Origin of the sequence: Methanofastidiosum sp., assembly GCA_013178285.1 — an archaeon.
Taxonomy (GTDB): domain Archaea; phylum Methanobacteriota_B; class Thermococci; order Methanofastidiosales; family Methanofastidiosaceae; genus Methanofastidiosum.
The window spans coordinates 1-21,806 of record JABLXD010000001.1 but is presented as its reverse complement, the minus strand read 5'-3'; the positions used below and the strand labels follow the sequence as shown (position 1 = coordinate 21,806).

Annotated in this window: 24 protein-coding genes; 13 read left to right on the top strand and 11 right to left on the bottom strand. The window is 37.1% G+C overall.

Annotation, left to right across the window (positions count from 1 at the left end; translation table 11 throughout):
• The first annotated feature begins 39 nt into the window (after positions 1-39).
• From HPY60_00120 to HPY60_00070, 11 genes are all read left to right on the top strand, one after another.
• On the top strand, positions 40-2,463 hold the full coding sequence (locus tag HPY60_00120) for a DUF87 domain-containing protein (GenBank protein NPV49589.1): 2,424 nt from the start codon (positions 40-42) through the stop codon (positions 2,461-2,463).
• Between the two features lie 2 nt (positions 2,464-2,465).
• Entirely contained in the window at positions 2,466-3,983 is a 1,518-nt protein-coding gene (locus HPY60_00115; protein NPV49588.1) for a methanogenesis marker 3 protein, read from the top strand.
• 129 nt (positions 3,984-4,112) lie between these two features.
• Positions 4,113-5,156, top strand: coding sequence for a hydroxymethylglutaryl-CoA synthase (locus HPY60_00110; GenBank protein ID NPV49587.1), 1,044 nt, complete (start codon positions 4,113-4,115; stop codon positions 5,154-5,156).
• A 4-nt stretch (positions 5,157-5,160) separates the two neighbouring features.
• The gene (locus HPY60_00105; protein NPV49586.1) at positions 5,161-6,309 is read left to right on the top strand and encodes a thiolase domain-containing protein; all 1,149 of its coding nucleotides are present in this window, start codon (positions 5,161-5,163) and stop codon (positions 6,307-6,309) included.
• Positions 6,302-6,718 (top strand): Zn-ribbon domain-containing OB-fold protein, encoded by a 417-nt coding sequence (locus tag HPY60_00100; GenBank protein ID NPV49585.1) that lies wholly within the window; start codon positions 6,302-6,304, stop codon positions 6,716-6,718. Before HPY60_00105 ends, HPY60_00100 begins: the two co-directional genes overlap by 8 nt.
• A gap of 9 nt (positions 6,719-6,727) precedes the next feature.
• The gene (gene hmgA, locus HPY60_00095; GenBank protein ID NPV49584.1) at positions 6,728-7,945 is read left to right on the top strand and encodes a hydroxymethylglutaryl-CoA reductase (NADPH); all 1,218 of its coding nucleotides are present in this window, start codon (positions 6,728-6,730) and stop codon (positions 7,943-7,945) included.
• Positions 7,946-8,063: 118 nt separating this feature from the next.
• Positions 8,064-8,273 carry a 4Fe-4S binding protein gene (locus tag HPY60_00090; protein ID NPV49583.1) on the top strand — a complete coding sequence of 70 codons (210 nt, stop codon included), beginning with the start codon at positions 8,064-8,066 and terminating at the stop codon, positions 8,271-8,273.
• Positions 8,263-9,435 (top strand): 2-oxoacid:acceptor oxidoreductase subunit alpha, encoded by a 1,173-nt coding sequence (locus HPY60_00085; GenBank protein ID NPV49582.1) that lies wholly within the window; start codon positions 8,263-8,265, stop codon positions 9,433-9,435. The genes HPY60_00090 and HPY60_00085 overlap by 11 nt, the downstream gene beginning before the upstream one ends.
• A 47-nt stretch (positions 9,436-9,482) precedes the next feature.
• Positions 9,483-10,259, top strand: a complete 777-nt coding sequence (locus tag HPY60_00080; GenBank protein NPV49581.1) for a 2-oxoacid:ferredoxin oxidoreductase subunit beta — start codon at positions 9,483-9,485, stop codon at positions 10,257-10,259.
• On the top strand, positions 10,256-10,789 hold the full coding sequence (locus HPY60_00075) for a 2-oxoacid:ferredoxin oxidoreductase subunit gamma (protein ID NPV49580.1): 534 nt from the start codon (positions 10,256-10,258) through the stop codon (positions 10,787-10,789). The genes HPY60_00080 and HPY60_00075 overlap by 4 nt, the downstream gene beginning before the upstream one ends.
• 151 nt (positions 10,790-10,940) lie before the next feature.
• On the top strand, positions 10,941-12,503 hold the full coding sequence (locus HPY60_00070; protein ID NPV49579.1) for a radical SAM protein: 1,563 nt from the start codon (positions 10,941-10,943) through the stop codon (positions 12,501-12,503).
• On the opposite strand, the gene HPY60_00065 is transcribed toward HPY60_00070, so the two are convergent.
• Genes HPY60_00065 through HPY60_00020 form a run of 10 tightly spaced genes read right to left on the bottom strand, consistent with a single transcriptional unit; the run spans position 12,472 to position 20,161 of the window.
• Entirely contained in the window at positions 12,472-13,308 is an 837-nt protein-coding gene (locus tag HPY60_00065) for a deoxyribonuclease IV (protein NPV49578.1), read from the bottom strand. The genes HPY60_00070 and HPY60_00065 overlap by 32 nt on opposite strands.
• A 21-nt stretch (positions 13,309-13,329) precedes the next feature.
• The gene (locus tag HPY60_00060; GenBank protein ID NPV49577.1) at positions 13,330-13,653 is read right to left on the bottom strand and encodes a carboxymuconolactone decarboxylase family protein; all 324 of its coding nucleotides are present in this window, start codon (positions 13,651-13,653) and stop codon (positions 13,330-13,332) included.
• Between the two features lie 43 nt (positions 13,654-13,696).
• Positions 13,697-14,824 carry a DUF362 domain-containing protein gene (locus HPY60_00055; GenBank protein ID NPV49576.1) on the bottom strand — a complete coding sequence of 376 codons (1,128 nt, stop codon included), beginning with the start codon at positions 14,822-14,824 and terminating at the stop codon, positions 13,697-13,699.
• Positions 14,817-15,155 (bottom strand): hypothetical protein, encoded by a 339-nt coding sequence (locus HPY60_00050; protein NPV49575.1) that lies wholly within the window; start codon positions 15,153-15,155, stop codon positions 14,817-14,819. Before HPY60_00050 ends, HPY60_00055 begins: the two co-directional genes overlap by 8 nt.
• Positions 15,155-16,675, bottom strand: coding sequence for an AMP phosphorylase (locus HPY60_00045; protein ID NPV49574.1), 1,521 nt, complete (start codon positions 16,673-16,675; stop codon positions 15,155-15,157). Before HPY60_00045 ends, HPY60_00050 begins: the two co-directional genes overlap by 1 nt.
• Positions 16,676-16,707: 32 nt before the next feature.
• Positions 16,708-17,520: an asparagine synthase gene (locus HPY60_00040; protein NPV49573.1), complete on the bottom strand. Its 813-nt coding sequence runs from the start codon at positions 17,518-17,520 to the stop codon at positions 16,708-16,710.
• Positions 17,517-17,879 (bottom strand): metalloprotease, encoded by a 363-nt coding sequence (locus HPY60_00035; GenBank protein ID NPV49572.1) that lies wholly within the window; start codon positions 17,877-17,879, stop codon positions 17,517-17,519. The genes HPY60_00040 and HPY60_00035 overlap by 4 nt, the downstream gene beginning before the upstream one ends.
• A 6-nt stretch (positions 17,880-17,885) precedes the next feature.
• Entirely contained in the window at positions 17,886-18,326 is a 441-nt protein-coding gene (locus HPY60_00030; protein NPV49571.1) for a transcriptional regulator, read from the bottom strand.
• Between the two features lie 44 nt (positions 18,327-18,370).
• Positions 18,371-19,036, bottom strand: coding sequence for a ribose 5-phosphate isomerase A (gene rpiA / locus HPY60_00025; protein ID NPV49570.1), 666 nt, complete (start codon positions 19,034-19,036; stop codon positions 18,371-18,373).
• Positions 19,037-19,048: 12 nt separating this feature from the next.
• Positions 19,049-20,161: a hypothetical protein gene (locus HPY60_00020; GenBank protein ID NPV49569.1), complete on the bottom strand. Its 1,113-nt coding sequence runs from the start codon at positions 20,159-20,161 to the stop codon at positions 19,049-19,051.
• A 165-nt stretch (positions 20,162-20,326) separates the two neighbouring features.
• Here HPY60_00020 and HPY60_00015 point away from each other — a divergent pair, with 165 nt between their 5' ends.
• Positions 20,327-20,803, top strand: a complete 477-nt coding sequence (locus HPY60_00015; GenBank protein NPV49568.1) for a hypothetical protein — start codon at positions 20,327-20,329, stop codon at positions 20,801-20,803.
• Here HPY60_00015 and HPY60_00010 read toward each other — a convergent pair.
• Positions 20,800-21,402, bottom strand: coding sequence for a hypothetical protein (locus HPY60_00010; GenBank protein ID NPV49567.1), 603 nt, complete (start codon positions 21,400-21,402; stop codon positions 20,800-20,802). The two genes, HPY60_00015 and HPY60_00010, sit on opposite strands and share 4 nt — an antisense overlap.
• A gap of 93 nt (positions 21,403-21,495) precedes the next feature.
• Between HPY60_00010 and tmk the strand changes: the two genes are divergently transcribed.
• Positions 21,496-21,806: dTMP kinase (gene tmk, locus HPY60_00005; GenBank protein NPV49566.1), on the top strand; the 311-nt coding region annotated here is incomplete at its 3' end.

The following is a 21,806-nucleotide window of genomic DNA, read 5'->3' as shown; positions in this document are numbered from 1 at the left end:
CGAAAAGGTTTTAATTATAGAGCTTTTTATATCTTTTTAGTGAACATGATCGATATTGAGGAAAAATTGGAACTTCTTTCTGATGAAGAAGGGGCATACGTTGGTAGAAAAAAGAGTACCTTTGAGAAGTATAAGGGTAAAGCTGCTCTTTACATTGGCAAGGTAAATGAAACAAGCCGACAGTGGACTAACTACCTGAATAGGAGGGTTCTTCTTGATAGCATAAGCCCTCACGCAATATTCATCTGTGGTATGAGGGGAAGCGGTAAGTCATACACACTTGGGGTCATAGTTGAAGAGATGGCTATGAAAAACGATGCAGTCGGGATTTTGATAATTGACCCGATGGGCATATTCTGGAGCATGAAGCAAAAAAACAAGACCGCAAGCGAGGGAGAAATGCTTGAGAGGTGGGGATTAAAGCCCACAGGGATAAAAAATGTTAGGGTCTTTATCCCAAAAGGTTACGTCCACAAGGCACCCAAAGAAACGTGGGATGATGTCTTCAAGATAAAACCATCTGAGTTAAGGGTTGAAGATTGGTGCCTTACCTTTGATATTGAAAGGTTTGACACAATGGGCCTTCTAATTGAGAGGGTAATTGAGAAGACAAAGTCAGGATACACAACTATTGATGAAAAACATGTTGCCGGGCTTGGTGATGATTATGATATCGAGGATCTAATCAAGACAATTGAAAACGAAGAGAGCATATCCTCCCGTGAAGGTGGATTTAAGGAGAACACAAGAAGGGCCCTCAATGCAAGGCTCACAGGTGCAATCCAGTGGGGGATATTTGACAAGAACGGAACAAAACTAAATGATCTATCAAAGAGGGGCCAAGTTTCTGTCATAGATGTTAGCTTCTTAGAGGATAACGTCAGGGCTCTTGTTGTTGGGCTCCTTTCAAGGAATATCCTCAATACTAGAAAAGTCATCTCAAGACAGGAAGCCATGGGTGATATAAATATCTTAGGAAATGTACCAGTCACATGGCTCATGATAGATGAAGCACACATCCTTGTTCCAAGAGGCGGTAAAGTAACAGCAGCAACTGATAGTCTTATTGAATATGTTAGGCAGGGGAGGCAGCCAGGCTGTTCCATTGTCCTTGCAACTCAGCAGCCCTCAGCTATTGATTCAAGAATTCTTTCTCAAGTTGACCTACTAATATGCCACAAGCTTGTCTATCAGGACGATATCAAAGCGGTCCTTCAGAGGATGCCGTCTGAAATACCAAATAAACTTTCTGATTTTAGATTCATAAGATCCCTCCCAATAGGAAGTGCAATAATTGGTGACAAGGAAGAGTCTACTTCCAGGGCATTTTTGATATCTGTTAGGCCTAGAATAAGCCAGCATGAGGGAAGAGAAAGGCAGCCAATGCTTGAGATTGATCCCGAACTTATGAAGACAAATGTTAAAAATCTTATATTAGAAAAATATCGCCAGAAGAGGCCGCTTGCTGAAATGGAAGAAGTTGTAAATATAGCAAATCAGGAGTATAAGCTAAAATTTTCATTTGAAGATATTATCGAAGAGCTAAGGCTTGATGGAGAATTTGATGTAAAGGAGGAAGTAAAACCTAAACCGGAACCAAAGCCAGTTGTCCTCGACATCCCCATGATTGATGAGGAAGAGGATTCTTTGGAAGAAGTTGAGCTATTTGAGGAGTATGAAGCTCAAGAGATAGGCGAAGCTAAGTTTAAAGGAATTAGGATAGCCCCGATTATATCCGCCGAAATATCCTATGACGAGATGAAAGAAATTGCCTCAAAAAATAAGAAAAAAATATCATTTAGGTCTGAGGAGATAAAGGGAATATATCCTATTTACTATCCTCTCACAATGGTGTTTTTTGATTATATGCCAAAGAAGGGCAGTTACAAGAGCATGTCATGCTTCTTTGATGGAATTACAGGGGAACTACTTATCTGGGACGGAAAGATTTCAAGAACTGTAGGATTTTCTGAAATCTACAAACTAAAGCCTGATGACAAATGGTTTTTGGACTATCTAATAGACAGAGAAAATCCAACTCTTTCAGATATTAAAAAGGAAACAGGTCTTACGCCTAGAAAAACGCATTCATTGATCTCAAGCCTAGAATCAAAAGGATTAATAGAGTATAAGCAAGATGGGGGCAATCTCAGCGTTAGGCCAAAGATAAAATTTAAATTGGTAAGGGGCTTTGAGGATAAAAAACTTAAAAAACTGAATTTATCCCTAAATAGCAAGGAAATATCGGGCAAAGTAATTGACCCCCTTATATCAAAAAATGACGTTTCAAAAGGCATTGAATCTTTAGGAAATGCAAAAATCTGGAGAACTGAAGAGGTATACCTTCCATACTGGCTTGTCGTATATCAAAACTCTAAAGGAAAGGAGAGAAGAGAAGTCTTTGATGCTTTCAGAGGCAAGAAAGACGAGCACATTAGGGACATAGTATTATTGAGGTTATGACCATGCAAATTGAAATTGACGGAAATAAAATTGAGACAAAAGAAGGAGCCACCTTAAATCAAATTTTTTCTAATAATAATATTTCTTATCAAAAAGGTTCTACTGTGGGGGTAATCAAGAAGGAAACAGAAAAGTCTTCCTACCTTGATGAGTTTCTAGTTACAACAAATAAAGGGGCTTTTGTCATTAAGATTAAAGGCTCTGAAGAGGGAAAAGTATTCAAAGAAATCTCAAAACAGTTTGAAAAAAAGAATGTCAGATGGAAAACCTCAACTCTTATTGCGATAGGATCAGTTTCCACATCATTAGTCCCTTCAAAAGAAGAGAAGACCTATAATCCCTGGGACGTTTTTTTCATATTGGCCGGATTTGACAACAATACAACATATATCGCCCTTTCTAAAAAGATCCAGAAAGGAAGTTACGGGACCAAGAATACTATTGGAAAGATTACCCAAGGCAGGCATGTTTTATCTTTGATAGAAGAAGGGGATGAGATAATTTCAATTGAACCAGTTGAAGTCTTTACTGTTGAAAAGGATTTTGAAACTACAACTGACCTATCTTACAAGCCAAAGAATGGCGAGAGAATATTCTCTCAAATACTTATGAAGCTTAATGATAATACCCCAATGGCAATGGAGCATATTTTTTCCCTTACTAAGGATGGCCAGATTACAATTGATAATACAACAGAGTCATATGTAGCTTCTGAGGGGTTGATTGGGTTTGATGTCCAAAATGAAAACTCTAATCTAAGAAAGAAAAACTCTGTTTCTGTCAGAACCGAAGGTAAGAATACAGGTGTAGTTTACATATATAAAAAGGAAAGGATCACCACACCAAATCACTCAGTTGCGGCTGTCATTACCTCTGGGTCTGAGCTAATCGAGATGCTAAAAAAAGGGGATAAAGTAATGGTTAGGACCTCTCCACAAAGCCTTTCTTTACTTGGGCTCAATCAAAAAGAAGCTGAAAATAGACTTAATGCAGAAGGTATCAAACAGGAAAGGTCCGGGGATACATCTGATGGGGCAGTTATAGTGGAGCAGGAGCCGCCATATACTGCAGAAGTTCTAAAAACTAAAGCTACAAAGACCCTAGGCGTCGATAAAAATAGTATAATTGAAATTGAACTGTATGAAGATAAAGCTCCAAGCACAGTAAAATACTTTAGGAAGATTACTGGCCTTGTAAACAAACCAGTTGGGAAGCTTGACATTCAATTTGCCCATCCAACTGTTTCTCTTGTAGCATTTGAAGGGGGGAGCGTTGAAGCTGGGGGTTTGACCCCAGAGAACTCACCTGTTGGTGTTTCTAGTAGGGGGGATGTTGGCATTACAAACATGTCAAGACAGCATAAAGGATTGATAGGGGTCAGATTGAAGGATGACAAGGCATACGGCCCAACTGGGGAAGAGTTCGATGGAACAAATATAGTTGGTAAAATCGACCTTGACAAAGTAAAAATTGATTTCAATAAAGAAAAGTCAATTTACATAAAGGAAATCAAAAAATAACGTTTTTTGCCGATACAATATTTCACTAATACCGAAATATTTATATATATTTTATTTTCCATCTTATATATCGTTCCGATTATATCTCTTTTATCTATGGTAAATCGTCTTTGTTAGAGGAGGAATTTGATGAAGCCTAGTAAATCTGTAGGTATTATAGGCTATGGTGCTTATGTCCCAAAATACAGAATACAGAACACGGAAATTGCAAGAGTTTGGGGAAATGATCCAAACCTTGTACCAATTAGAGAAAAATCAGTCCCAGGTGCAGATGAGGACTCTGTTACTATAGCCATAGAAATAGCCAGAAATGCCCTTCTGAGGGCTGGCATAGATCCAAAAGACTTGAGAGCAGTTTGGGTTGGTACTGAATCCAAACCCTATGCTGTAAAACCGACTTCCACAATAGTTGCAGAAGCTATTGCAGCTACACCATTTGTTAACGCTGCAGACTGGGAGTTTGCTTGTAAAGCAGGAAGTGAAACTGTACAGGCATGCATAGCCTATGTAGGTTCCGGGATGGCAAAGTACGCCCTTGGCATAGGTGTGGATACTGCCCAAGGAGCTCCAAGCGATGCACTGGAATACACAGCAGCAGCTGGAGGCGCAGGGTACATAATTGGAAGTGCAAAAGAAAGTTTGGCCGTCATTGAAGGCTCATTATCCTATGTTACCGATACCCCTGACTTCTGGAGGAGACAACATGAGCATTATCCAAAACATGGAAATAGATTCACAGGAGAACCTTCTTATTTTAAGCATGTTCTCAGCAGCTCAAAAGCACTAATGGAAGAACTTGGAACAAAACCTGATGATTATAATTATGCCATTTTCCACCAGCCAAATAGAAAGTTTCCGCTTGAAATTGCAAAGATACTTGGATTTCCAAAAGAAAAGGTTATTGATGGATTAGTTTCGCCCTACATAGGTAATACTTATGCAGGTTCTGCTCTTTTGGGGCTTGCAGCAGTACTTGATAAGGCCAAAGAAGGGGATAGAATATTCTGTGCTTCTTACGGGTCTGGCGCAGGGAGTGACGCATTCTCCCTTAAAGTTACAGATAAACTTGCGGATAGGAAAGTAAAAGCGCCTTCAGTTAGATCGTATATCGAGAGAAGGGAAGAGATTGACTATGCACGCTATGCAAGGTATAGAAAGAAGATAAGGATGTGATCAAATGGACGATAATGTTGCCGTAATTGGAGTTGGACTTGGAAAAGTAGGGGAGCACTGGGAAAAATCATTGAGGGACCTTGCAATAGAGTCGATATGGATGGCTTTTGAAGATAGCGGTATAGATAAAGTTGATGCACTTTATGTTGGAAACATGTCATCTGGACCTTTTATAGACCAGGAGCACCTTGGCGCATTGATAGCTGATTTTGCTGGGCTTGGGCCGATACCAGCTGTCAAAGTAGAAGCAGCATGCGGATCTGGAGGGGCTGCTTTCATTGAAGGTTATATGGGTGTAAAATCAGGAATGTATGATTATGTCCTTGTTACAGGAGTTGAAAAAATGACTGATGTTCTCCCATCAAGGACGACATCAATCCTTGCAAATGCATCGGACAGAGATTATGAAGCATTTCACGGCGTATCTTTTGTAGCTCTAAATGCACTTGTCATGAGACGTTACATGCATGAATTTAATATTAAAAGAGAAGATCTTTCAATATTTCCTGTAATATCCCACAAAAATGCGCCTTTCAGTAAACATGCCATGTATAGAAAAGAAATTTCTCTTGAAACAGTAATAAATTCGCCCGTAGTAGCAGATCCACTTACACTTATGGACTGTGCTCCAATATGTGATGGATCGGCATCAGTAATTTTATGCTCTGAGAAGAAAGCAAGGGAGTTTACAGATACGCCAATTATTGTATCGGGAGTTGGACTTGCCACAGACACATTGGGCGTTCATGACAGAAAGCACATGACAACTCTTTCTGCCGCTGTTGCTGCAAGCAAGAAGGCTTTCAAGATGGCCGGCGTTACTCCAAAGGATATTGATATAGCCGAAATCCACGACGCATTTTCCATAATGAGCGCTCTGTCTATAGAAGACATGGGATTTGCAAAGAAGGGCGAAGGCACAAAGATGGCGCTAGAAGGTCAGCATTACATTGGAGGAGAGCTTCCAATTAATCTCTACGGTGGGCTTAAAGCAAGGGGCCATCCTGTTGGCGCTACAGGCGTATACCAGATAGGAGAGCTTGTTTCTAGCCTTAGGGGAGATGGGCGTGTAGATGCTGAAAGAGGATTAGCAGAAAATATTGGCGGCAGCGGAGCAACAATATCTGTATCTGTTCTTGAGAGGGGTGATTAGAGTGGATGTACCGAGACATTGGAGAGAACAGATTAGGAGATACCGGCTTGTAGGTTCAAAGTGCAAAGATTGTGAGGCATTGTCATTTCCATATAGGACAGTTTGTCCTAAATGCAAGAGTAGAAATCATGAGAACTATCAGCTTATTGGCAGAGGGAAGATAATATCCTTTACCAACATCAACAGCCCTCCAAAGGAGCACAAATATAATTTGCCATTTGCAGTTGCACTCATAGAGCTTATGGAAGGGCCAGTTATAACGGCCCAGATAACAGATGCAAGAGCCGAAGAACTTGAAATTGGCATGGAAGTTGAAATGGTCACAAGGAAGATAATGGAGTATAATGACGAAGGCATAATATGTTATGGCTATAAATTTAGGCCAATCGTTGAATATGCCCATCCATGAGAGGATTAGATGGAAAAAGAAGAGATTTTAAAAAAGGTAATCGATGGCGAGATTAAAATATATCAAATAGAAAATTTTACTAAAACTCCTAAAGAAGCGGTAGAAATAAGGAGAGAAGCAATTCAGAAAATAAGAAATGTTTCTCTCAATTACATCGGGAAATATTCTCTAAATCCAGACAATCTTTTTGGAACCAATATAGAAAATATGATCGGCTCTGTACAAGTTCCAATGGGAGTCATAGGCCCTTTGAAGGTTAATGGTAATTATGCAAATGGGGACTTCTATGTACCTATGGCGACATCAGAAGGGGCACTTCTTGCAAGTACCAACAGAGGGGCTTCTGTTATCTCTTCATCTGGCGGGGCGATAACAACAATATTTAGAAATGGCATGACCAGAGCCCCTGTGCTAAGACTAACTTCCTCAAGAGACTATTACAAAATAACTGAGTTCATTGAGAATAACTTTGATCAGATTAAAAAAGAAGCAGAAAAAGATTCACGATTTAGAAAGCTTCAGAAAATAGTCCCCTATCTTGTCGGAAGAAATCTTTTCTTAAGGTTCGTCTATGACACTGGGGATTCCATGGGTATGAATGGCGTCACTATTGGAACAGACGCCGCTCTAAAGTTGATTGAGGATACTTTTCCAGAGGTCAAAAGTGTTTCACTATCTGGAAACCTCTGCACTGACAAGAAATCTTCTGCAATAAATCTAATTGAAGGGAGGGGGAAAAGCATTACTGCCGAAGTATATATCACTAATCAAATAATAGAGACTAAACTTAAGACAGATGCAAATACATTAATTGAAGTAAATTACAGAAAAAATATGATTGGCTCAGCACAAGCAGGTTCATACGGATTCAATGCTCACTTTGCAAATATTGTGGCAGCAATCTTTCTAGCTACCGGTCAGGATATTGCCCAGGTCGTTGAGGGAAGCCAGGGATTTACAACAGTAGAATCAGATAAAGATGGAGTATACTTTGCTGTCACACTTCCTTCTCTTGAAGTTGCAACTGTTGGCGGTGGAACTAAGATAGAGACACAGAAAGAAGCCCTTGGTATACTTGGCATCTCAGGCGGCGGCAAAAATAGCGGTGACAACTCAAAGGCATTATCTGAGATATGCGCCGCAACCGTATTGGCAGGGGAAATATCCCTTATAGGGGCGCTTGCAGCAAGACATCTTGCAAAAGCCCATATTGAATATGGACGATAAAAAGATTATTTTTTGGACAAATGTCCTATTATTTTTATTTGTTAAGTTAATATAAGCATTTAAATGATAAACTTTATAAAAGGTTTAAATTTCTTCTCTTTATTATTACGGTGATTTTTTGATTCATGTCAACACAAACTACTGCAAAGGATGTCTTTTGTGTGTGGAATACTGTCCTAAAAAAGTGTACATAAAATCTGAAAAACTAAGTAAAAAGGGCGTTTTCCCTCCTGAAGTCAAGTACCCTGAAAAATGTATAAAATGTCACTTATGTGAATTGATGTGTCCTGACTTTGCAATTATTGTGGAGGATAAAGATGACAAATGATGTTATTAGGCTTTTAGGTAAAAAAAATCTTTTTGTACAGGGTGATGAAGCCGCTGTTTATGGCGCATTACTCGCTGATTGTAGATTTTTTGCAGGCTATCCCATCACACCTGCTACAGAGGTTGCAGAAGGCATGGCAATGTGGATGCCAAGACTCGGCGGGGTATATGTCCAGATGGAGGACGAGATAGCAAGCATAGCCGCAGTTATAGGGGCATCTTGTACTGGGGTAAAGTCTATGACTGCAACAAGTGGGCCTGGATTTTCATTGATGCAAGAATGTATAGGGTATGCATGCATGGCAGAGATACCCTGCGTCATTGTTAACGTTCAAAGGGGTGGGCCGAGTACCGGTCAGCCGACAGAAGCAGCGCAAGGCGACGTTATGCAGGCTATGTGGGGTACACATGGCGATCATCAGATAATTGCACTGGCCCCTAAATCTGTTCAGGAAACACTTGACCTCACAATTGAAGCCTTTAATCTTTCAGAGGATTACAGAGTTCCTGTTATTCTTCTATTGGATGCCGAAATAGGGCATATGAGGGAAAAAGTTGTGTTGCCTGAAGTCACAACTGTAAAAGTTGATGAAAGAGTTCCCGCTACAATAGGGCCTGATAAGTATAGGCCATACAGAACTGGATTTACAAGACCCTCAAAAGTACCCGAATTTGCACCATTTGGCTCAGGTTATAGGACTTATGTCACAGGCCTTACCCATGACAAGAGAGGATTCCCAGTAACAACTTCAGCTGAAGTTCACGAGGAGCTTGTAAGAAGATTGATTGAAAAAGTTCAAGACGACATTGACACTATATGGTATTATGAAGATTCATTTTTAGAAGATGCAGAAATAATCGTCGTTTCATATGGTACAACTTCAAGGCCTGCAGCAAGTGCTGTCAAAAAAGCTAGAAAAAATGGCATTAAAGTTGGGCATATAAGGCTTATTACAATCTGGCCATTTAACTACGGTAAGATGAAAGAGCTATTGAAAAATGCCCATACCGTAATTGTTCCTGAGATGAATCTTGGGCAGATGATTCACCCTATCCGAGAAACAGTTGGTAAGGATACTAAAGTTGTTTCAGTACCAAAAATTGGTGGTGCAATACACACACCTTACGAGATTTTAAGAGTCATAGAGGGGGATAAAAATTGAGCTTTATTTCTAATGACATAGTTGTAGAGAAATACTTAAGGAAGGACATGCTCCCAACTATATTTTGCACAGGATGTGGTATAGGAAGTGTAATGAATTTCTCTCTCCGTGCTATCCATGATTTAAATATAGATATGAACAAAACAGTTTTTGTATCAGGGATAGGATGTTCATCAAGGGTACCCGGTTATATATATTCAGATGGGCTTCACTCTTTACACGGTAGGGCAATTGCCTATGCTACAGGTGTTAAGCTTGCTAATCCTGAATTAAAGGTCATAGTTTTCACTGGAGATGGGGATTGTGGAGCCATTGGTGGCAATCATTTTCTCCACGCAATAAGAAGGAACGTTGACATTACTGTTATTTCAATTAATAATTTTATTTATGGGATGACTGGGGGCCAGGTAGCTCCTACCACTCCGCTTAAATCTAAAACAACAACAACACCTTATGGAAACATAGAATACCCTATTGATCTTTCAATGATGGCAAAGGTAATAGGTGCCCCCTATGTAGCTAGATGGACCACAGCACATCCAGTCCAATGCATAAGTTCTATTAAGAAAGCACTTCAAAAAACTGGATTTTCATTTGTAGAAGTACTGTCTCCTTGCCCTACTTCTTACGGCAGATTAAATAAAATGGGGACAACTCTTGACATGACAAAGCATTTTAAGGAATCAACAATAAATATCAAAGTTTATGAAAAAATGTTGGCAGAGGGCAAGTCTACTGATAAGATGGTAATCGGCGAACTCGTAGACATAGAGAAAGAAGACTTTAACACTAAATACAAAAAATTTTGTGGTGAGTTAAAATGAAGGCAGGTATTAGAATAAGTGGATTTGGTGGTCAAGGGATAATACTTTCTGGCGTTATAGTGGGTAAGGCAGCAGTACTTGAAGGTTTCAATGCAGTCCAGACTCAATCTTATGGGCCAGAGGCGAGGGGTGGATCAACACGCTCTGAAGTAGTTATATCCGATGAAGAAATTGACTATCCAAAAGTTGAATCTGCCGCGATTTCTATAATTATGAGTCAAGAAGCTTTCTTTAAATACGCATCAAGAACAAAAAGAGAAGGCATTATAATCTATGACCCAGAGTTGATTCCAGATAATAAAATCGAAGGCGACTTTAAACTTGCAGAAATTAATGCAACTAGAATTGCATCAGAACTTGGAACTAAAATTGTTGCAAACATTGTCATGCTTGGAGCATTCAATCAATTGTGCAACTTGATCTCAAGAGATTCAATGACGGAGTCAATAAAAGATAGTATACCTAAAATGCTCGATTTAAATCTTAATGCATTCGAGGCAGGCATGAAAAAAGTTAAAATAATTAAATAATGTCTGAGTAAAAATATAACTAATAATATTAATACCCAAGTTTTTTTAATTAAATTATTATAAAATATAAGAAATGAGAAAAAAAATATCAAGGAAAAGCTTTTAAATATTATTTTAGGATACCCTATTATATCATTTTATCGGTGGTTAAATGTCGGAATTAATTGATAAAACTAAGTCAATATGTCCTGTCTGTTTAAATGTCATTAGTGCAGATATTGTTGAGAGTAAGGGCAAGGTACTCATAAAAAAGAACTGCCCTGAACACGGCAACTTTGAAGATACTTACTGGTCAGATTATGAAATGTTTAAACATGCCAAAAAATATCATGTAGATGGCCCAAAACTAGACAATCCAAACACAGAAACAAAAAAAGGCTGCCCATACGACTGTGGGCTTTGCCCAGAACACTTTACACCCACTGTTCTTTGCAATATTGACGTCACCAATAGGTGCAACATGAAATGCCCTATATGCTTTGCAAATGCTCAGACTGCAGGCTACGTTCTTGAACCTTCTAGAGAAGAACTAGTTAAAATGATGAAGTTAGTCAGAGATGAAAAGCCTGTTCCGTGTATGGTTGTTCAATTTGCCGGAGGAGAACCAACAATAAGGGATGATCTTCCAGAGATTGTAGAAGATGCAAAAAAATTAGGATTTACACTGGCACAGATTGCAACTAATGGGGTCCGTCTTGCTAGAGATCTTGATTTTTGTAAGGAGCTTAGGAAAAAAGGACTTAATACTATTTATTTACAGTTTGACGGAGTGACTGAGAAGCCATATATCGCCGCTAGAGGTTTTAATGCGCTGCCTATAAAACTTCAAGCTTTTGAGAACTTTAGGAAATCAAATTTAACAAGCGTTGTTTTAGTTCCAACCCTGGTCAAAAGTATTAACGACGATCAAGTTGGCGACATAATACGCTTTGGCGTAAATAATCTTGATATTGTTAGAGGTATAAACTTCCAACCTGTTTCTTTTGCAGGCAGAATAGATACAGAAGAACTGGAAAAAATGAGGATTACTATTCCTGATTTTACAAAACTTGTTGAAGAGCAAACCGAAGGGCAAGTATTGGCAGAAGATTTTTACACCCCATCAAGCGTTAATGCATTTTCAGATTTTATCGAAGCTTGGAGACAAACACCTCAGGTTAGATTTACTTGTCACGAGCATTGCGGTGTTGCAACTTATGTATTCGTTGACGACGAAGGAAAACTTACTCCAATCACTCATTTTATTGATGTAGATGGATTTTTTGGATTACTAAAAGATCTGACCGAAAAGGTAGAAGGTGGGGGAAAAATCAGTAAAACAATGGCAATTGCAAAAATAACAAGGGAGTTGCCTCACCTAATTGACTTAAAGAGGAAGCCAAAGAATCTTGATATCAAGAAGCTTTTGTTGAGCGTGCTTAGAGAAGGGGATGTAGATACATTGGCTGACTTTAGTTATCACACAATGTTAATTGGATGCATGCATTTCCAAGACCCATATAATTTTGATGTTGAGAGGGTCAAGAGATGCGCCATACATTATGCAGTCCCAGGGGGAAAAGTTATTCCATTTTGTACTTACAACAGCTTACACAGAGAAAAAATAGAGAAAGAGTATGCAATACCTTTAGATGTATGGGAAAAACAGAACAGGGATAAGAATATACAAAGTCACAGAAACCTCAAATCCCTATCATTTTCTTCAAAAAAATAATATTTTCTTTATCTCCCCTTTTTTCATTTACTGGAGTTTCCATTATCATAGGTATATTCTTTAGATAATCGTGATTTACTATAGCTTTAAATCCTTCTGGCCCAATTTTTCCAAGACCTATATGCTCATGCCTATCTTTTTTTGAATTTAACTCTCCTTGAGAATCATTTAGGTGTATTAATTTTAAATTTTCTAGGCCCACTATCTTGTCAAAACTAGACAGCGTATTTTCAAGAGCTTCTTTATTCGATATGTCATAACCAGAAGTAAAAAGATGGCAGGTGTCAAGTGTTATTCCACAACTGAAATCCGTGTTCTCAAGCAAAAATTTAAGATCTTCAAATCTAGATCCTAAAACGGATCCACTCCCAGATGTATTTTCAAATAACAGTGTAGATTTTTCTACATAATCTTTAATTGAGTTAAGCGATTTACAAATTTGAATTAATCCTTTCTCTTTTCCCTGTTCTTTATGCGCACCAGGGTGTATATTTAAAAATTCTAGGCCTAATCTATTACACGAGATAAATTCTTTTTTGATAGAGTCAATTGACTTATCTAACATAGTTCCATCTTCAGAAGCAAGATTTGGTAGATAAGAATCATGGACAACTATGGGCCTAATATCATTTTTTTGGTACATATCCTTGAATATCTTTCCAAGGTCTTCTGATACTACGTTAAATTTCCAGCTTCTTGGTGAGTGAGTAAATATCTGGCAGCAGTTAGCCCCAAGGGCTTTTGCGTTATCAAAGACCTTTAGGAATCCTTGGGCTACAGATACGTGAAATCCTATTCTTAGCATAAAAATAGTAAATTAATTATTTTATTTATTTTCTATTTCTTCTAGAATCCTCATGCCCTTTGTAAAAGACGGCATACCTGAGAGGAGCAATACTACTCTTAAGACATCTGCTATTTCATCAGATGTTACCCCAAGCTCTTTCATTGCTGATCTCATCTGCTTTTCAGTTGCACTCTGATCACATCTGGACGCCGCAATCCCTATAGCAATTAGTTTCTGTGTTTTGTAATCCAAAGCCTTACCTGTGTATACGGCATCATTTAATTTTATAATTGCATCATATACTTCTGGGCAATCTGTCCTGATCTTTTTCATACCTCTTCCGTAGAAAACTTCTTCTTTCATTTTATCACCAAATACATGAAAATACTTATATTTAAATGGATTTCTATAAGTTAATTCTTTTAAGGTCAATAGCACCCTCGGGGCACTGCTCGTGGCAACAATAACATTTAATGCATTTACTGTAATCTATAATGGCTGATTCTTTACCCATAGTTATTGCCTTTTCAGGACAACTCCTTAGACATACACCACATCTTATACATTTTTTCTTTAGTATCTTTGGCTTTTCAACTAAAAACTTGGTGAATATTGGGAATACGATATAATTATACAATGATACCGGGTCTAAAGATATCTTACCGTGGTATGTTCTTGGAAGGATATAATTATCTATTTCTGGAATTTCTCCAACTAGATTAAAGTTTCCATCAGAAAGGTTGTTGTCTATTGCGACCTTTAAGTAAGGTATTTCATTATACGATAATCCAATCAACTTACATATAGCTAGATCCATTGACAGAGAGTCTTCTGAACCCAATATTATTTCAGTTTTTCTTGGGAGCCCCCTCATTGCAGGGCCATCACCCTCAAGAGAGAGTATCCCGTCCATTATTGTCAAATCAGGTTTTGTAACGTTCCAAACATCGAGTATGGCCTTTGAAAAATCGTGTACATTTGTGAATCTTGAGTGATAACGTGTTTTTTCCATACCTGGAATTGAACCATACATATTTTTCACTGCACCCGAAAGAAATGTAAGAGTATGAGTCTTCATTTTTGGCAGATTAATAATGACATCTGCATCTAGAATTGGCTTTAAAATATCGATTCTCTTGAGGATAAGGCCATTTTCAACTTCTACATTGACTTTAGAGGTATCTGTGTTAAGGCAGTCAGAATAATCTTTGAAGGTATCCCAGTAACCTGTCAATCTATATAGGGATTTAAGAGAAGATTTTGTGAAAGGTATCCCACTTCCTGGGCTATCTATTACAAAAGGCTCTCCACCTGCTTCAATTATTTTCTTAAAGACTTCGAATACGAAAAGGGGATGAGTTACTATGGCCTTTGAAGGTGACGAAAAAACTAACAAATTAGGTTTAAGAGCGACTCTGTCACCTTTTTTTACAAATCTTTCTATACCTCCTAAATCGTTTAGGATTTTATTTATACTCTCTGAGAGACTTTTTTCGTAGTCTTGAGCCTTTCTAATGTATACTGTTTTAGTCATGTTTCATCAGATAAGAGATTCCTTCAATCAAAAGATCAGTGATTGCATTTTCCACTTCTTTTTCAACTGGATTTTCAAGAGGATGTTCCATTTCAGAGGCTTTATCAAGGAATTTCCTACTTTGTGAGTCTTCATAAATAAACAACAAGACCCCTAACAATAGAACAATAACTCCAGCAACGATAAGAACAACAGAGAACCCGAACCCCACTAGGAATAAGAATAGAGATGACAAGAACAGTGCAAAAAATAGGATAATTCCGTCCTCTCTTTTCCTTCTAGCATCTTCCAAGATTCTCCTATGTTTAAGATTATAATAATCAGGTTCCATCAAATCACCCTAAGTCCTGGAAATCTTTTAAGGATCATTCCTTCAGTTTGGAATATCCTATTGTAATCCAAAAATCTCTTTGCAGATAAAAGTCTTTCCTTGCTTTCTGCATAAAGTTCTACAATTACATCATCTTTTTCAACACGGTCCCCTACTTTATAATTTAACAGGAGTCCCGCTCCCTTATCAAAAGGGGTTCCCAATATTTTTGCAACTTTAACAATAGTGTCATTATCAACTTTAGTTATATACCCAGAATCTTCTGATAGGATTGTTTCTCTAAACTCCCCCAAGGGTATTTCGTCAGGTTTTATATCAGATTGACCACCTTGGGCCTCTATGATCTCTCTAAACTTTTCTAAGGCTTTTCCACTTTCAAGGATATCTCTTGCCATTGATTTGCCTTTGCCAACTTCTACCTTCTTTCCAAGCTCAAGTAGTATAGCTGCAAGACCAATGGCCTTTTCGGTAAGGCTTCCAGTTCGCTTCCCCTCTAAGGCCATTAAAGCTTCCCTTGCCTCAAGTGCTGGCCCAACGGCATTTCCAATAGGCTGCCCTCCATAGGTTACAGCAACTTCGACATGCATTCCAAGAGACGATCCAAGTTCTGTAAAATTAGATGCAAGCTTCCTTGCATTTTCCCAACTATTAATTTTAGTTCCATCTCCCATTGGTATATCTATAAGAAGAAACTCTGAACCCATCGCATATTTTTTACTTAAAACACTTGCAAGGATGATCGGTTCTGGATCTATATGAAGTCTCCTTTCAACTTCAACTATCTTCTCATCTGCTGGCGATAAATTCAAGACTCCACTCCATGCAAGACATCCTCCTGTTGTTTTGACAATTTCTTTTAATTTTTCTGGAGAAAAATCAACAGGCGATATTACTTCTACAACATCGGCCGTCCCTGCAGGAGATGTTATTGCCCTTGAAGATGTTTTGGGAATGTAAAGGCCAGCAGATGCAACTATTGGTATTGTGAGAAGTGCAGTTTTATTTCCTGGAACACCTCCAATGCTATGAACATCCATTATAGGACCTTTGTCAAATCTTATCATTGTTCCAGTTTCAGCCATTGCACGAGTAAGGTATTCTATTTCTTTTGTAGATGTTCCAAGTATTTGAGTTGTTGTAAGAAAGCTAGAGATTATTACACTATCAATATTCCCGTTAATAATCCCGCCTACAAACTTTGTTATCTCTTCATTAGTCAGTATTTTTCCATCTATTTTCTTTTTTGATATATGGACTAGTTCCATATTAACATCAGGGAATACTTCAACTATTTCGTTTTCTAAATGATTGTAATGCTTTGATTTTTCCAGAGGTATCCCAATAAATCCTTGTGCTACTAGGCCTTTGGTTAGCACTGCAGATGATGAATAAGAATAATTATTTTTTTTAATAATAATTTTCTCTCCAGGGTCTATTCTTTCCTTTATAGCATCCTTTACATTTAAGAAAACAATATCTTGGATTTCCTGAATATCAAGATATTTTATTTTAAGTTCCATAATATATATATTGTAAACTATTATTAAAAGAGTTACGATTTTTTAATAGATTCTAGATAAGCATTAAGAGAATAAGCCAATCCTTTTTCTCTGGATATCCTTCTAACATCATCAAGGATTCCTGAGCCATATTGCAGAGCTTTCTTTTTACGATTTACAATCTCTGGAGGGGCCCCTAAATCATGTGCGATTTCTCTAAGAAGATGTTTTCTTAAATTGTCACTTGAGTTTTTCAGATTATAGTGCCTTTCAATCTGCAGGCCTATTTTTCTGACATTTTCATCTAAAAAAGGAGATAAGAATTTTATACCAAAATTTCCAAATATCTTGTATTCTCGTTTATTCAATATCTCTCCTAGCCCCATTACATCCTTATTTCTTAACCCATCAGGATCTTCACCTTTTGCCATAGCCCTTCTATATTTATCATATCCAAAAAATAACTCATCTGCACCTTGACCTGATAGACAGATATTGAATCTATCTTGATTTATTCTTTTTGCAATAAGATAAAAGGTCGTACCTATCAAGATGTCAAGGCTATTCTCTCTGCCTATAATCCCAATAGTTCCTTCGATTCCCTTTACTATATCTTCATCGGATAAGCTTATTATTTCAAGGGAGCATTCTAAGGATTCAGATGCAATTTTTGAATAATCTATGTCCTTTGATTCTGCGTTTCCAATAGTATAAAGGATTGGATTTGAATAATTCTTAACTAAGGCTGCAGTGATGTAGCTATCAACACCGCCAGAAAATGAGATCGGTACCTCTTTTCTTTTTCCTACTAGGTCTAAAGCAGATTTTGAAAGTGCTTTAAAAAGCTCTTCTTTTAGCTGCATCATAAAACCTCGTATTCTAATATTTCCCCTTCCCTTGAGTAAAAGAAATAATCCTTTGCACCATAGGGGTATCTGACTATTATATGTATTTTTCCATAGCGGGAAAAAAAGTTTAAGTCTCCTTCTGAAGGAAGTCCATTATCAGAAGGATGTGAGTGGACTGTGCCTACAATAGACGCATCAATTGGAAGACTAAAGTGGGAGATTGTAGATGAGTTCTTTCCAAATATACTAAAAGGAGAAAAAATAACTTCAGAAATAACTCCATTATCCTCTCTTAAAAAAGCAGCAAATTCATTCGGGTGGGTACTTTTTGCAGCATGAGATATGAAATCTAAGAGCTCATTACTAATCTTTAACAAAAGATTTCATTCCTCATCCTTACTATCCGTATTTTCTACCCTTTCTATCTTTATTTTGAAAGGAAGTATGGGAGTTTTAATCTCTTTTTTCTCTTTTACTATCTCTTCAAGTTTTAAGAATTCATTTAGCTCCTTCTCAATTTGACCAATTTTTCGATCTACAAGCTGCGAAGGCGAAACTGCAGAATACCTTTCTGGATCTCCTGGTGACTTCTCCACTACCTTCATCTGTTCCATTGAAGCTAAAGATTCACGGCACATACTTGGATATATTGCCGTCCCTTCGGCAATACTGTCATAGGTAGAGCTGCCTTTTTTTAAGAGATACAAATAGATCTTTACTTTTGATTCTGTGTCTAAAAAGAATTTTAGCATATCCATTAATCCTTTATCTATATCGCTTTTTTCTGGAACATTGATTTTTATTTCCTTGGCATATTCTTTCATTTTATCACCTGACTATTTATTTAAATTATATTATAAATAATTTATCATGATTTAAGAACTACTATCTTATTATTTTTCATAAATATTACTTCGCATTTTGAAGTAAATATCCCATTTTCAAATATACCTGGTATGTCATTTAGTTCTCTTTCCATGGATTTAGGATTTTCAACAGATGTAAATAAGTCAATTATGAAGTTTCCATTGTCTGTCATTACCGGGCCATCTTTTTTGCCCCCATCTCTCAATATAGGCTTACCAAATGAAGTCAATGATTCAAAGACCTTTCTATATGCAAGTGGAAATACTTCAATAGTCACAGGAAAATTTTTTCCAAGCCTTTCTACAAGTTTTCTTTCTTCACAAACAACAACAAATCTATTCGCATTGTAGTCAATTATCTTCTCTTGTAATAAGGCCCCACCCCTACCCTTTAAGAGGCAAAGAGTTGGATCCACTTCATCCGCACCGTCAATCGATATATCTATATCATGTTCATCTAGAGTTGTAATTGGTATATTTGATTCTACAGCCAAAAGCTTTGCTTGGAATGAAGTAGGTATACCATATATTGAGATGCCTTCTTCCTTTATTCTTCTTCCAAGTTCTGTTATTGTGAATGCAGTAGTGCTTCCTGTTCCTAGCCCTACAACATTACCATCTTTTACAAGTGATGCCGCATATGTACCAACTGATTTTTTATCATCCAAGTATCTCAACCTTTATTTCTTTCTTAATCTTACTGAGTTTTCATAATCTTCCATTGCCTTTTCAAGTCTTTTTATATCATCAATAAGGTCTTTTGTGCTGTCCACTCTACCATATGGCTGATATCTACTAACAGGCTCTTCCCTTCTTACAGGCCTTTCTCTTTCAACAGGTGCCGGTATAGGTCTTGGTCTAGGTTTTTCAGGAGGAGGTTTTTCTTCGCACTCTTCTTTTTTGATAGTTACTTTAACGTTTTTCTTATTTCCAAAAGATTTCTTCCAACTTGAAAGGAAAACCATAGAGGAATCTATACCACAAATGAATGTGAAGATAATAAGAAATATACCAAGATTTGAATTGCCCCATAAACTTAACTTTTCTAGAGGAGTTGGTTCTGTCTGACCTCTCACAGCTTCTATGAAAACACTAGTTGGTGGTGCTGAGTAATAGACAATGAATGATTTTACTCTCTCTGTTGTCTCAGGGGTAACTGTAGCTATTGTGTAATCATCTGGGACTTTAATCCCATTTATTCCGGCATCTCCATATGGGTATGAAAATGAAATATTAATGTTGTTGTTTTCAAGTAATATCGAAGGATCATCTGTACCTCTATCAAAGACTATCCAAAATTCACCGTAAAATGAATCGACTGTTGCATTTAAAGGCAGTTGGTAATAATAGTCTCCCACTCTTTTGTATGTAAGGGTCAATATAGATACCTTCCTAGAGACATCTCCATCCCTCAAGAAATAAGATTGAGATGCATTCATATAAAGTGGTTTAATTGAACTTACAACACCTTTAGCCTCTGCAGGCTCAAGGAAAAATCTTTTTGAACGATCGGGATCATTGACAAAAGAAATTTCCATTTTGTCAATTCCAGAATTCCTTGGAATATAGACATTCATCTTTAGAGTAATTGTATCTTTATTTATTATAAATCTGACATCAGAGATTCTGAGATTTTCATCTGGTCTTACAGTCCCCTCTGTGCCTAAAAACTTCATTTGAAATCTATAATGCTGAGAATTAGCTGCAGATTCAGCTGCAGCGTAAGCTATAAACAATGACAAAGTGAATAAAACGAGAGAAAGTGAGATACCCATCCTAAGTTTCCTATTCATAAACAACATTTTGGAAAAGAATATTTAAATCTTTCTAAAAAGATTAAACTATCGTCTATAATCTATAGCAATTTCTTTAGATAACGATGATAATTAATAATTAATTATCAGTTTTTACAAATATTTATATAGATATTTTTTGAAATCTTATTAAAAAGTGATACTATGAGCAAAAATTTAATCGCAATACTCGGAATACTTGTACTTATTTTTGGAGCTACATCATATCTTATGTTTACCGAAAATAAGGATTTGAAAGAAGATATTGAAACCCTCACTATTGAAAAAAATCTTCTAACAGAAGAAAGAGATAGGCTAAACACACAGATGGAGACTATGATTCCAGTTTCAGAGAAAAATGCACTGAAACTTGTAGATGCATATATTTGGGATAATGGTCAGAAAATTGCAGGTACAAGGTCGTACTCCTTTCACCCCTATAGCCCAACTTACAAGGTAACAGATAAGGGAACTTTTTATGAAATAGAGGTGTTGAGAGGAATTGGAAAATTAGACGGAAATAATCTTACTGTAAGCTACCATGCTTTAATGTTTGAGGTAAGTAAAAATACTGGAGAAGTATCTTACAAAGGAATGGCAGATTCTGGATTCCCAAACACTGTTTATATAAGAGTTTCCTAAGTGTATCCACCAAATAGCTTGTTTAAACATGTTTTACAATATGTTTTCTTTTTTTCATCTATATCATAGATATCCTTAGAAATGTTCATTGCACATCCTGGAACTTTACAGTGGTCAAGACCAAGTGTGTGGCCAAGTTCATGCAATGCTTCTTTTAATGCCCTTTCCTTTATTAGAAAACTACTCTTGAAATGGTTCTCTAGAGGGGCTGTTGTAACAATGGCTATCTCGCCTCCAACTTCAGCCTCACCAAAAAGAGTTCCGGCAAATCCTGATCTGTATATCTCAAAATCTACCAATACGAGTACTTTCAGAAGAACTTCAGCTTTTCCAAATTTTTTGAGAGATTCTTCTCTTCTTTGTTTTCCAAATACAAATAAACTCTGTGTATTGTATTTCCCTACATGAGGAGTATATGCTGTTGGAGGTATTTTGTATATTGGAATACCTCCTGAATTTGAAACATTGTAATAGCAACTTGCATTTATTCCAAGCGTGTCCCACAAAAGGCTCTGTAGTTCTTTTTGAAAATCAATAAGAAACTTTTCATCAAAGTTTCCTGCAGCGGCTATTCTGATGTAGAGTTTATTATAAACCATTAATGTTCATTAACCATATGGCTTAAAAATCTTACTAAATTGTTCTAAACTCTTACACTAAACTATAAAAATGAATTTGTCTTTAAGCAATCTATGAAAAGATTCATTGTGTTTGAAGGCATTGATGCATCTGGAAAAGAAACACAAGCAAAATTACTCGCATCATTTCTTGAAAATAATGGATTTGAGGTACTACTGACTCATGAGCCAATATATGATGAACCAATAGGGAAAATCATAAAATCAAATCTTGAAAAAAAAATATCATTAGCATCTGAGACTGTCGCAATGCTTTATGCCGCTGACAGACACGAGCACTATCTTAAAATAAAGAATGCTCTAGATCAAAATAAAATTGTAATATCGGACAGATACAAATATTCCAACATGGCGTATCAAGGTGC